The organism is Roseospira navarrensis (genome assembly GCF_009601025.1).
In the GTDB taxonomy this organism is placed as follows: domain Bacteria; phylum Pseudomonadota; class Alphaproteobacteria; order Rhodospirillales; family Rhodospirillaceae; genus Rhodospira; species Rhodospira navarrensis.
In genome coordinates, this window is record NZ_WIVE01000093.1 from 1 (window position 1) to 11,874 (window position 11,874).

General features: G+C 69.9%; 9 protein-coding genes and 1 pseudogene. 8 read left to right on the plus strand and 2 right to left on the minus strand.

Going from position 1 to position 11,874, the window contains the following annotated elements; all coding sequences use genetic code 11:
* Positions 1 to 511 precede the first annotated feature (511 nt).
* Positions 512 to 712, minus strand: a complete 201-nt coding sequence (locus GHC57_RS17785; protein WP_153346774.1) for a hypothetical protein — start codon at positions 710 to 712, stop codon at positions 512 to 514.
* 372 nt (positions 713 to 1,084) lie between these two features.
* Here GHC57_RS17785 and rimP point away from each other — a divergent pair, with 372 nt between their 5' ends.
* The 8 genes from rimP (at position 1,085) to pnp (ending at position 11,468) form a co-directional block, all read left to right on the plus strand.
* Entirely contained in the window at positions 1,085 to 1,654 is a 570-nt protein-coding gene (rimP, locus tag GHC57_RS17790) for a ribosome maturation factor RimP (protein WP_343031207.1), read from the plus strand.
* Positions 1,655 to 1,758: 104 nt separating this feature from the next.
* Entirely contained in the window at positions 1,759 to 3,396 is a 1,638-nt protein-coding gene (nusA, locus tag GHC57_RS17795; protein WP_153346776.1) for a transcription termination factor NusA, read from the plus strand.
* A gap of 13 nt (positions 3,397 to 3,409) precedes the next feature.
* Positions 3,410 to 4,339, plus strand: coding sequence for an RNA-binding protein (locus tag GHC57_RS17800; RefSeq protein ID WP_153346779.1), 930 nt, complete (start codon positions 3,410 to 3,412; stop codon positions 4,337 to 4,339).
* 64 nt (positions 4,340 to 4,403) lie between these two features.
* The gene (gene infB / locus GHC57_RS17805; protein WP_153346781.1) at positions 4,404 to 7,034 is read left to right on the plus strand and encodes a translation initiation factor IF-2; all 2,631 of its coding nucleotides are present in this window, start codon (positions 4,404 to 4,406) and stop codon (positions 7,032 to 7,034) included.
* An 83-nt stretch (positions 7,035 to 7,117) separates the two neighbouring features.
* Positions 7,118 to 7,621 carry a 30S ribosome-binding factor RbfA gene (gene rbfA / locus GHC57_RS17810; protein WP_153346783.1) on the plus strand — a complete coding sequence of 168 codons (504 nt, stop codon included), beginning with the start codon at positions 7,118 to 7,120 and terminating at the stop codon, positions 7,619 to 7,621.
* A complete protein-coding gene (gene truB / locus GHC57_RS17815; protein WP_153346785.1) occupies positions 7,611 to 8,585 on the plus strand; it encodes a tRNA pseudouridine(55) synthase TruB in 975 nt (324 codons plus the stop codon). The genes rbfA and truB overlap by 11 nt, the downstream gene beginning before the upstream one ends.
* 120 nt (positions 8,586 to 8,705) lie before the next feature.
* Complete coding sequence (rpsO, locus tag GHC57_RS17820) at positions 8,706 to 8,975, plus strand: 30S ribosomal protein S15 (RefSeq protein ID WP_153346787.1); 270 nt, start codon at positions 8,706 to 8,708, stop codon at positions 8,973 to 8,975.
* Positions 8,976 to 9,347: 372 nt separating this feature from the next.
* Complete coding sequence (gene pnp / locus GHC57_RS17825; protein WP_153346789.1) at positions 9,348 to 11,468, plus strand: polyribonucleotide nucleotidyltransferase; 2,121 nt, start codon at positions 9,348 to 9,350, stop codon at positions 11,466 to 11,468.
* A gap of 215 nt (positions 11,469 to 11,683) precedes the next feature.
* Here pnp and GHC57_RS19670 read toward each other — a convergent pair.
* Positions 11,684 to 11,874 (minus strand): annotated as a pseudogene (locus GHC57_RS19670) (IS110-like element ISEc32 family transposase); the annotation flags it as partial.

Here is an 11,874-nt window from a genome sequence, read left to right on the forward strand (position 1 = left end):
CCGGCCGCGCCGCCCTCTCGGGCAGCCCCGCCGCGTCGGGAGGCCGGTTTCTACGCACCCAACCCGTCCCGGTCAACCGCTTTTTTTGCGGCCGATGACGGTTTTTTCGATCCGCCCGCGGTCTCTTTCCAGAGCACCGCGGCACGGGCCGAAACGGGCCGCCACCGGGTGTCGCCGACCGTGAGGAGCAGGCCCCAAGGAGGGCCCGCGCCGACGGCGCGACACGAAGCGCGAGAGGGCCGGACGGCGCACTGAACGAACCAGGAGGCTCGCCCCGCACGAAACCGGGCCATGTCTACGGATCAAACAGCAAGGCCGCCGGACGCCGATCATGCGGACACCGGACGGCGCCCTGACCGGGCGGCAACAAGAGAGCATCGCCCGCAAGGGCGCGGTGCCGCTTGTGTTGTCGCTGGGATGTCCAGGCCGCGACGGCCAGGACTTTCCTTTATAGGGAGACGGGGCCGGGAAAGCAACAGATTTCTGGGCCGCGCCGCCCCCCGCCCGGGAGTCACGACCCCGCCGCCATCTCGTCGAGCCGGTCCGCGGCCTCCGACCATCCGTAGCCGTAGCGGTCGCTGAGCAGGGACACCAGGCCGTCGTAATCGCCGGCCACCGAGTCCACCTCGCGGTCGGACAGCGACGACCACGTGGACAACACCTGATCGCGGGTCCAGTCCCAATGGGTCTCGCACAAATGCCGCGTGTTCATGAGAGGCACGCGCGCCTCGGGGGCGCGCCCCTGTCCGTTCGCCCGCGCCGGCGCGGTTCAGGGGAGTCCGCCCGGGCGGGCCTCGACGTCGGGTGAGGGTCCCTCCATGATAGGGGACGGACCCGGAATGTGAAGCCCCGACGGCCCGAAACGAGACTCGACACGCCTTGCCAGACGCCGGCGGAGTTGCTAGGAACAGGGATTGTTTCCTCATAGCGTGGCTGGATCGAGGGTTCGATCGGGTCATGGATCGCTGGGGTGGGCTGCGGCCCCCCTTTTTTTGTGGCCGGCGGTGTGGCCGGCTTTGTGGCCGGCGCGCGGGACGACCACGCGGCGCCGCCCGCGCCAGAGACTCGGGAGACGACGGCAACCGTGACCAGGCTGATGGGCGAACAGGGACCGCTGCGCACGCTGGTGGAGCCGACGCTGGAAGACCTGGGGTTCGACCTGGTGCGCCTGCTGCTGATGGGCAAGCAGCGCCGGATCCTCCAGATCATGGCGGAGCGCCGCGATGGCGACCCCATCACGGTGGAAGACTGCGAGGCGATCAGCCGGTCCCTGTCGGCCGTGCTGGACGTGGCCGATCCGATCCAGGGCGCCTTTGACCTGGAGGTCAGCTCCCCGGGGATGGACCGGCCGCTGACCCGCCGGAAGGACTTCGCCCGGTTCGCGGGCTTCGAGGCCCGGTTCGAGTCGGATCTGGCCGTGGATGGACGGCGCCGGGTCAAGGGCCGTCTGAAGGGCATCACGGACGACGACACCGTGATCGTGGCACCGGCCGAGCCCGGCCCGGACGGCAGCCAGGCCGACTGGGCGGTGCCGCTGGCGGCGCTGGTGAAGGCCAAGCTGGTGCTGACCGACGCGCTGATCGACCACGCCATGAAAGCGGACAAGGCCACCCGCGAGGACGACGCGCCGCAGACCGGAGCCGACGAGTCGTAAGGACGACGCCCGTGTCCCGGGGACGCGAGGGCGGCGCAGGATCAGGACAGAACGGCCGGCACGCGGCTGGATGGATCATCATATCGGGAAGTGAACGGATGGAGATGGAACGCACTGCGGGCATGACCCGGCCGGAACTGGTTCAGGTGGCCGACACGGTCTCCCGGGACAAGGGAATCGAGCGCGAGGAAGTGTTCGTCGCCATGGAGCAGGCGATCCAGAAGGCCGGTCGCTCCAAGTACGGCCACGAGCACGACATCCAGGCGCTGATCGACCGCAAGACCGGCGAGATCCGGCTGGAACGACACCTGCACGTGGTCGAGGAGGTCGAGGACGAAGCGACCCAGCTCACCGTGGAGCGCGCCCGGCGCAAGAAGCCGGACGCCGAAGTGGGCGACGTGCTCATCGACCCCCTGCCGCCCATCGACTTCGGCCGCATCGCCGCGCAGACCGCCAAGCAGGTGATCGTCCAGCGCGTCCGCGACGCCGAGCGCGAGCGCCAGTTCGACGAGTACAAGGATCGTGTCGGCGAGGTCGTCAACGGTCTGGTCAAGCGCGTGGAGTTCGGCAACGTGGTCGTGGACCTGGGCCGGGCCGAGGCCCTGTTGCGCCGCGACGAGTTGATCCCGCGCGAGCACTTCAAGACCGGCGACCGGGTCCGCGCCTTCATCCACGATGTCCGCCAGGAGCCGCGCGGCCCCCAGATCTTCCTGTCGCGCACCCGGCCGGACTTCATGGCCAAGCTGTTCGCCCAGGAGGTGCCGGAGATCTATGACGGCATCATCGAAATCAAGGCCGTCGCCCGCGACCCGGGCTCGCGCGCCAAGATCGCGGTGCTGTCCAACGACTCGGGCATCGACCCGGTCGGCGCCTGCGTCGGCATGCGCGGCTCGCGCGTTCAGGCGGTGGTCGCCGAGCTGCAGGGCGAGAAGATCGACATCATCCAGTGGACCGACGATCCGGCCAGCTTCGTGGTCAACGGTCTGGCGCCGGCGGAAGTGACCAAGGTGGTGCTGGACGAGGAATCGAACCGGATCGAGGTGGTGGTGCCCGACGAACAGCTCTCGCTGGCCATCGGCCGGCGCGGGCAGAACGTGCGGCTCGCCTCTCAGTTGTCCGGCTGGGATATCGACATCCTGACCGAGGCCGAGGAATCGGAGCGCCGCCAGGAGGAGTTCCGCACCCGCTCCCAGGCGTTCATCGAGGCCCTGGACGTGGACGACGTCATTGCCCATCTTCTCGTGACCGAAGGGTTCACCACGGTCGAGGAAGTCGCCTTTGTGGAGGACAACGAACTGGCCTCCATCGAGGGCTTCGACGAGGACATCGCCAACGAACTGAAGGAGCGCGCCCAGGGATATCTGGACGAACGCGAGCAGGTCGCCGACCAGCGGCGGCGCGAACTGGGCGTGGACGACGACATGACCTTCGTGCACGGCCTGTCCGCCACCATGCTGGTGGCGCTGGGCGAGGCCGGCGTGAAGACGCTGGACGATCTGGCCGACCTCGCCAGCGACGAACTGCGGGAGATCGTCGGCGAGGACACCCTCGACGAGGACACGGCCAACACCATCATCATGGCCTCGCGCGCCCACTGGTTCGGCGACGGGGTCGAGGATGAGGCGGCCACGTCCGAGAGCGCCCCCGACTCCGGGGCGACGGACGGCCCGACCGACGACACGGCCGACGGCCCGACCGACGACGCGGCCGCCGGCCCGTCCGACGACGGACCGGCGGCGTAGGGCCAGACCGCCGATGGCCGCGGGACCGCAGCACACTGACCGCGACCGCGCGGCGGCGTCCGAGGCGCCGCCGCCGGACGGCGTATCGGGCGACTCCCCGGACTCGTCCCCGGACGAGTCCCCAGACGAGTCCCCAGACGAGGCCGGGGACGCGGACGAGTCCGGGTCCATGCCGACCGGCCACCGTCGCTGCGTTGCCACCCGCGAGGTAAAGGACCGCCGCCACCTTCTCCGTTTCGTGGTGGATCCGGACGGCCGGGTGGTGCCGGATGTGGACGCACGGCTCCCGGGGCGTGGTTTATGGTTGAGCCCCAGCCGCGATATGATAGAGATTGCGGCGCGGCGGCGACTGTTCTCGCGCGCAGCCCGACGTCCGGTCACCGTTCCGCCCGATCTGGCGGACCAGGTGGAGAATCTGTTGACGCGGCGCTGCCTGTCCCTTCTCGGTCTGGCCCGTCGGGCAGGCCAGGCGGTGGCGGGATACGAAAAGGTCCGCGGCCGCGTGAAGGAAACGGTGGGCGGCGCCCCGCCGGCGGCCGTGTTCGCGGCCCGGGATGGCGCGGCCGACGGCCGGGCCAGGATGGCCGCGCTTCTTGCGGCGGTCACCGGGTCCCGGTCGCCAACGGTGAACGCGCCCCCCGGGCCGGATCCGGCGGGCCGAACGGGAGTCGATGGGGGCGCCTGCCGCCTGGTGGTGGGGTTCGACGCCGCCGAACTGGGGCAACCTCTGGGCCGGGACCGTGCCGTGCATGTGGCCCTGGACCGGGGGAAGCTGGCAAAGGCTCTTCTTGAGGCGTGCGACCTGCTGGCCGGGTTCAGACCCGGTCCGATGGTCGTATCCGTGGACCAGGCGCTGGCCGAGGCCAAGTCGCCCGGAGCGCCCCCGCCCGATGACTCCGGCGCCGTCCGGGATCCGGCCGGATCGACCAAACGGGTCCAATGACCCGGACCGCCCGGGACCCGACGTCCCGGCGACATGACTGTGATGTGGAGCGAAGCTGAGTCGAATGGCTGACGAAAAAGATCGCAAGGCCCCCCTGTCGCTGTCCTCGCGCGGCAAGCTTGAACTCAAGCGCCCGCTTGAGAGCGGACAGGTGCGTCAGAACTTCTCGCACGGGCGCTCCAAGGTGGTGCAGGTGGAGGTTCGCAAGAAGCGCCACGTGCAGGCCGCCGAGGCCGAGGCCGCGCGGCGGGGTCGGGGCAATGCCGCCGACTCCAAGCTGCGCGAGGCCACTGAAGCGCTGACCGGCGATCTGACCAGCGAGGAAAAGGCCCACCGCCTGCGCGCCCTCCAGGCCGCCCAGACCCGCGCCGAGGAAGAGGCGCGGCGCAAGGCCGAGGAAGAGGCCCGCCGCAAGGCCGAGGCCGAGGAGGCCGCTCGCAAGGCCGCCGAGGAAGAGGCCCGGCGCAAGGCCGAGGAGGAGGAAGCCGCCCGCCGCAAGGCCGAGGAGGAAGAGGCCGCCCGCCTGCGCCAGGAGACGGCCGGCCCCGCGCCCGCCGCGGAGACTCCGGCCGCGCCGACGGACACGCCGGCCGCCGCCGCCGACCCGGCGGCCGCTCGCCGCCCCGCCAAGGGGCGCGCCGGCGACTCGAGCGACGACGAGGGCGCCGCCGCCCGCACGGCGCGCGCCCCGCGCCGCGTGGCCGACGCCGACGACAGCGCCGCCCCCCGGCGGGCGTCGCCCGGGCCGACTCCGGCCAAGCCGCCGGCCAAGACCCCCTCGACCAAGCGGGCCGAGCCCAAGCGGCGCGGCAAGCTGACCATTTCGACCGCCCTCAACGGCGATGATCGGTCGGAGCGCGGGCGGTCCATGGCCGCCATGCGGCGCGCCCAGCAGAAGGAGCGCCGCAAGCAGCAGATGAACGGGCCGGCCGAACGCGTCGTGCGCGAGGTGACGGTGCCCGAGACCATCACGGTCCAGGAACTGGGCAACCGCATGGCCGAGCGCGGCGGCAACCTGATCAAGGCGCTCATGAAGATGGGCGTGATGGCCACCATCAATCAGGTCATCGACGCCGACACCGCCGAGCTGGTGGTCGAGGAGTTCGGCCACAAGGCCAAGCGCGTCTCCGACGCCGACGTGGAAATCGGGCTGGTCTCCGGCCCGGACACCGAGTCGGAGATGACCGGCCGCCCGCCGGTGGTCACCGTCATGGGCCACGTGGACCACGGCAAGACCTCGCTGCTGGACGCCATGCGCGAATCGGATGTGGTCTCCGGCGAGGCCGGCGGCATCACCCAGCACATCGGCGCCTATCAGGTGAAGCTGGCCAGCGGGGCCCGCATCACCTTCATCGACACCCCGGGCCACGCGGCGTTCACCGCCATGCGGGCGCGCGGGGCCGAGGTGACCGACATCGTCGTGCTGGTGGTGGCCGCGAACGACGGCATCATGCCGCAGACCATCGAGGCCATCCGCCACGCCCAGGCGGCCAAGGTGCCCATCGTGGTGGCGATCAACAAGATCGACCTGCCCGAGGCCGACCCCAGCCGGGTCCGCACCGAGCTGCTGCAGCATGACATCGTGGTCGAGGAAATGGGCGGCGACGTGCAGACCGTCGAGGTCTCCGCCAAGAAGCGCCTGAACCTGGACAAGCTGGAGGAGGCGATCCTCCTGCAGGCCGAAATCCTGGACCTGAAGGCCAACCCCGACCGGGTGGCCGAGGGCGCCGTTGTCGAGGCCAAGATGGAGCGCGGGCGCGGGTCCGTGGCCACCGTTCTGATCCAGCGCGGCACGCTGCGGGTCGGCGAGACGTTCGTGTGCGGCAAGGAGTGGGGCCGCGTGCGCGCCCTGGTCAACGAGCGCGGCGAGCGCCTGGAGGAGGCCGGGCCGGCCTCTCCGGTCGAGGTGCTGGGCTTCAACGGCACACCCGAGGCCGGCGACGACTTCATCGTGGTCGAGGACGAGGCCAAGGCCCGCGAGGTCTCCGGCTACCGCCAGCGCAAGGACCGCGAGACCCAGTTCGTCAAGTCGGCGCGCGGGTCCATGGAGCAGATGTTCGAACGCATCCAGACCGGCGAGGCCAAGGAACTGCCCGTCGTCATCAAGGGCGACGTGCAGGGCTCGGTGGAGGCGCTCATCGGCACCCTGGAAAAGATGGGCACCGAAGAGGTCAAGGTGCGCGTCCTGCATGCGGCCGTGGGCGGCGTCAACGAAAGCGACATCACGCTGGCCAAGGCCTCGGATGCGCTGGTGATCGGCTTCAACGTCCGCGCCAACCCGCAGGCCCGCGAGATGGCGCGCCGCGACGGCGTCGAGATCCGGTATTACAGCATCATCTACAACGTCGCCGACGACGTGAGGGCGCTGCTGACCGGCATGCTGGAGCCGACCTTCAAGGAGCACTTCATCGGCTACGCCCAGATTCGCGAGGTGTTCAACATCACCAAGGTGGGCAAGGTCGCCGGCTGCATGGTCACCGAAGGCCAGGTCAAGCGGGGCGCCAAGGTGCGGCTGCTGCGCGACGACGTGGTGGTGCACGAAGGCAGCCTGGGCCAGCTCAAGCGCTTCAAGGACGATGTCCGCGAGGTGCGCGAGGGCTACGAGTGCGGCATGTCGTTCGAGAACTACAACGACATCCAGGTGGGCGATTTCATCGAGTGCTACGAGCTGGAGGAGGTCGCGGCGGCGCTCTAGGCGTCGGCGCGACTCGCCTCGCGGCCCGACCGCACGCCACCACCCCCCTGCCCGCCTGTCCGTGACACAGGAGTCCCGTCACCATGAGACGCGACCCCGCCCGATCCTCCCAGCGCGCCGCCGGCCGGCCGCGATCCCAGCGCCAGTTGCGCGTCGGCGAGGAGCTTCGCCACGCCCTCGCCTGGACGCTGGAGGAAGGCAACATCCGGGATCCGGCCCTGGCCGGCACCCCGGTCACCATCACCGAGGTCCGCGTCAGCCCCGACCTGCGCAACGCCACCGTCTTCTGCATGCCCCTGGGCGGGGGAGAGGCGGCCGAGGCGGAGGTGCTCGCCGGTTTGCGCCGGGTCAAGCCGTTCCTGCGCCATGCCGTGGCGGAGCGGGTGCGCATGCGCCATGTGCCGGACCTGACCTTCGCCACCGACACCAGCTTTGACGAGGCCGACCGGATCGAGGCCATTCTGCATTCGCCGCAGGTCGCCCGCGACATCGCGCCGCGCCAACCGGCGGAGACCGACGGCGACGACGACTCGGATCCCGATCGGGACGGCGACGACCAGCACGAAGACCGGGACGATGGGGCGTAGGCGCAAGGGCCTGCCCATTCACGGCTGGCTGGTGATCGACAAGCCCCTGGGCCTGACCTCCACCACGGTCGTCTCGGCGGTGCGCCGCATCACCGGCGCGGCCAAGGCCGGCCACGGCGGCACGCTCGACCCGCTCGCCACCGGCATCCTGCCCGTGGCCCTGGGCGAGGCCACCAAGACCGTCGGTCACGTCATGGATGGCCGCAAGCTCTACCGCATGGGCCTGCGCTGGGGCGAGGCGCGCGACACCGACGACGGCGAAGGCCGGGTGGTCGAGACCAGCCCCGTGCGCCCCACCCTGGATCAGGTGCGCGCCGCCCTGCCCGCCTTCACCGGGGTGATCGAACAGGTTCCGCCCCGATTCTCGGCGGTCAAGGTGGCCGGCAGGCGGGCCTACGACCTGGCCCGGGCCGACGCGGACATGGACCTGAAACCGCGCCCGGTGCGGATCGACTCGATCGAGATCCTGACCTCGCCCGACCAGGCCGCCGCCGATCCGGACCGCCTGGACCTGCTGATCGCCGCCGGCAAGGGCACCTACATGCGCGCGCTGGCCCGCGATCTGGCCGCCCGGCTGGGGACCTGCGCCTACATGGACGCGCTGCGCCGCCTGAGTTGCGGACCGTTCACCGAATCGCGCGCGATTTCCCTGGAACAACTGGAGGCGCTCGGGCATAGTGCCGCCGGTTCCGATGCCCTGCTGTCCGTCGAGACCGCGCTGGACGACATCCCGGCCCTGGCCCTGACGGACGCAGACGCCCGACGCCTTGCCATGGGGCAACCCGTGGCCCTGTCCGCGGTTCTGTCGCGCACGGGGATGGTGGAGGGAGACGGCATCGCCGGGCCATCGGCGCCAGAAGCGCCGCACGATCCGGTCTTCAAGGCCATGTGCGGCGCGCGGCTGGTGGCCCTGGCCAGGATCGTCGGCGGGGACATCCGCCCGATTCGTGTCATGAACCTTTAGAACCGGGCAGGGCGGCACCCATCAGGGTGACGCGATCCTGCCGTTTTGTCGTTTGTTTTCCATCCCGCCGCCCGGCTGGACCGGCGCGGCCGCCATGTTTCCAAGGAGCCAAGGTTCACGATGTCGATCACGCCCGAACGCAAGCAGGAACTCATCAAGGAATTCGCCACCAAGGACGGCGACACCGGATCGCCCGAAGTCCAGGTAGCCATTCTGACCGAACGGATCAGCAACCTGACCGAACACATGAAGACGCACAAGAAGGACACCCACTCCCGCCGCGGCCTGCTGATGATGGTCGGCCAGCGTCGGCGGCTGCTGGATTATGTCCGTAAGGTTGAACGCAGCCGGTACGAGACCCTCATTGGCCGTCTCGGCATCCGCAAGTAGTCCGGCGCGACCCGCCCGGCCCCATCGGGGGCCGGGTCCGTCGCCCCGCACGACGTCGCACGCTCTCCCGTTCGACGAGACCGGGCGCTGTGGCGCGATCGAGAACGGGCCGGTCCCCCGGGGGCCCGGCACCGCGATCGCGGCACGCCGATCGCGGGCCAGCGCCCCCCGCGCGTTGCGGCATCCGGGACCGTCCCGGCTGCCCGTCCACCCAGCGCTGGCCAGAGCATACCCGGGGAGACCAGCGCACCGGCCCCCTTCCAGACATATCTCCTGTCCGGAGCCCGGCATGGGACCGGCCCGCGCACGAGGCGCGGCGCCGCAGGGCGCGCCACAAGGCGGCGACGTTCACGCAAGGGAAAGATGACTCTCATGTCCATGTTCAATGTCTTCCGCAAGGAAATCGACTGGGGCGGCCGCAAGCTGGTCCTGGAGACCGGCCGCATCGCCCGTCAGGCGGACGGCGCCGTCCTGGCCTCGCTCGGCGAGACCACCGTGCTGTGCACGGCCGTCGGCGAGCACAGCCCGCGCCCGGGCCTCGACTTCTTTCCGCTGACCGTCCACTACCAGGAAAAGACCTTCGCGGCCGGCAAGATCCCCGGCGGCTTCTTCAAGCGGGAAGGCCGCCCGACCGAGAAGGAAACCCTGGTCTCGCGCCTGATCGACCGGCCCATCCGGCCGCTGTTCCACAAGGGCTACAAGAACGAGACCCAGGTCATCTGCACCGTGCTGTGCCATGACATGGAAAACGACCCGGACGTTGTGGCCATGATCGGCGCCTCGGCGGCGCTGACCATTTCGGGTCTGCCGTTCCTGGGCCCCATCGGCGCCGCTCGTGTCGGCTATATCGACCAGGAGCTGGTGCTGAACCCGACCCTGGATCAGCTCAAGGAGTCCGATCTGGATCTGGTCGTCGCCGGCACCAAGGACGGCGTTCTGATGGTCGAATCGGAAGCCCAGGAGCTGCCGGAAGAGATCATGCTTGAGGCCGTGAACTTTGGTCACGAGTCCTTCCAGCCGGTCATTGATGCCATCATCGACCTGGCCGAGATGGCCGCCAAGGAACCGCGCGACGTGCCCGCGCCCCCGCCGGAGGCCGAGGTCGTCGCCGCCAAGCTGCGCGAGGTCGCGGCCGAAGTGCTGATCGCCGCCTATGCCGAACCGGACAAGGTGGAGCGCCACAAGAAGATCGCCGCCGCCCGCGAGGCCGCCCAGGCCGCGTTCGAGGGCGACGATCCCGCGCTGGCCCTGTTCGGGGCCGCCTTCAAGGCGCTGGAAGCCGAGATCGTGCGCGGCACCATCCTGAAGACCGGCAAGCGCATCGACGGCCGCGACACCGCCACGGTGCGCCCGATCGAGGTGGAGGTGGGCTTCCTGCCCCGCGCCCACGGCTCGGCGCTGTTCACGCGCGGCGAGACCCAGGCGATGGTCGTGGCCACCCTGGGCACCGGCCAGGACGAGCAGATCATCGACGCGCTGGAGGGCGAGTTCCGCCAGCACTTCATGCTGCACTACAACTTCCCGCCCTACTCGGTGGGCGAGACCGGCCGCATGGGCGGCGCGGGCCGTCGCGAGATCGGTCACGGCAAGCTGGCCTGGCGGGCCATCCGGCCGCTGCTGCCGACCAAGGCGGACTTCCCCTACACCATGCGCGTGGTCTCGGAGATCACCGAGTCCAACGGCTCGTCCTCCATGGCGACCGTGTGCGGCTCGTCGCTGTCCCTGATGGACGCCGGCGTGCCCATGCCGCGCTCGGTGGCGGGCATCGCCATGGGCCTGATCAAGGACGGCGACGACTTCGCCGTGCTGACCGACATCCTGGGCGACGAGGACCACCTCGGCGACATGGACTTCAAGGTGGCCGGCACATCCGAGGGTGTGACCGCGCTCCAGATGGACATCAAGATCACGTCCATCACCAAGGAGATCATGGACGTCGCCCTGAAGCAGGCCCGGGACGGCCGCATGCACATCCTGGGCGAGATGGGCAAGGCCCTGACCGGGGCGCGCGAGGAAGTGTCGGGCAACGCGCCGCGGATCACCACCATCAAGGTGAACCCCTCCAAGGTGCGCGAGGTCATCGGCACGGGCGGCAAGGTGATCCGCGAGATCACCGAGACCACCCAGACCAAGATCGACATCGAGGACGACGGCACCATCAAGATCGCCGCCACCGATGCCGCCAACGCCCAGCGCGCCGTGGACTGGATCAAGGGCATCGCCGCCGATCCGGAAATCGGCGTGGTCTACACCGGCAAGGTCGTGAAGGTGGTCGAGTTCGGCGCCTTCGTGAACTTCCTGGGCAGCCGCGACGGCCTGGTGCACATCTCGGAGCTGTCCAGGCAGCGCCCGCAGAAGGTGGCCGATGTGGTCGCGCAGGGCGATCTGGTGAAGGTGAAGGTGCTGGGCTTCGACGACCGCGGCAAGGTCAAGCTGACCATGAAGCAGGTCGATCAGGAGACCGGCGAGGATCTGACCGCCGCGGCGGACTGATCCCGGCTTGGGGGCGCGGCCTGCGCGCCCCCGATCCCCGGACGAGACGGACCGGGCGGCTCCGATGGGGCCGCCCGGTTTTCGTGTGTGGGTGGCGCACCGCCGCTGGCATCGCCTGACGCTCACAGGCGGGCCGGTGTCGCATGGCGCCCGAGATCCTTCGCACCCCTTGGGTGCTCAGGATGACAATTCTCTATTCAGTGAGTGTCATCAACTCAGTTTGTGGCGGGTTCGGGCTGAGGCCGGAGGACCGCGTTTGCGATGGTGACGAGCTTTCTGGCAACGGCGAGGAGTGCGCCTTTTGGTGTCTTTTTGTTTCCGATAAGCCGTTCGTAGAAGGCCTTGAGGTCGGGGTTGTATCGCACGGCGGAGAGCGCGGCCATGAAGAGCTTGGATCGCAAGGCGC

What these genes read in the sequence shown, in the direction of transcription:
- GHC57_RS17785 (WP_153346774.1), bottom strand. Translation starts at nt 712, where the DNA reads ATGAACACGCGGCATTTGTGCGAGACCCATTGGGACTGGACCCGCGAT.
- nusA (WP_153346776.1), top strand. Translation starts at nt 1,759, where the DNA reads ATGGAACGCACTGCGGGCATGACCCGGCCGGAACTGGTTCAGGTGGCC.
- GHC57_RS17800 (WP_153346779.1), top strand. Translation starts at nt 3,410, where the DNA reads ATGGCCGCGGGACCGCAGCACACTGACCGCGACCGCGCGGCGGCGTCC.
- infB (WP_153346781.1), top strand. Translation starts at nt 4,404, where the DNA reads ATGGCTGACGAAAAAGATCGCAAGGCCCCCCTGTCGCTGTCCTCGCGC.
- rbfA (WP_153346783.1), top strand. Translation starts at nt 7,118, where the DNA reads ATGAGACGCGACCCCGCCCGATCCTCCCAGCGCGCCGCCGGCCGGCCG.
- truB (WP_153346785.1), top strand. Translation starts at nt 7,611, where the DNA reads ATGGGGCGTAGGCGCAAGGGCCTGCCCATTCACGGCTGGCTGGTGATC.
- rpsO (WP_153346787.1), top strand. Translation starts at nt 8,706, where the DNA reads ATGTCGATCACGCCCGAACGCAAGCAGGAACTCATCAAGGAATTCGCC.
- pnp (WP_153346789.1), top strand. Translation starts at nt 9,348, where the DNA reads ATGTCCATGTTCAATGTCTTCCGCAAGGAAATCGACTGGGGCGGCCGC.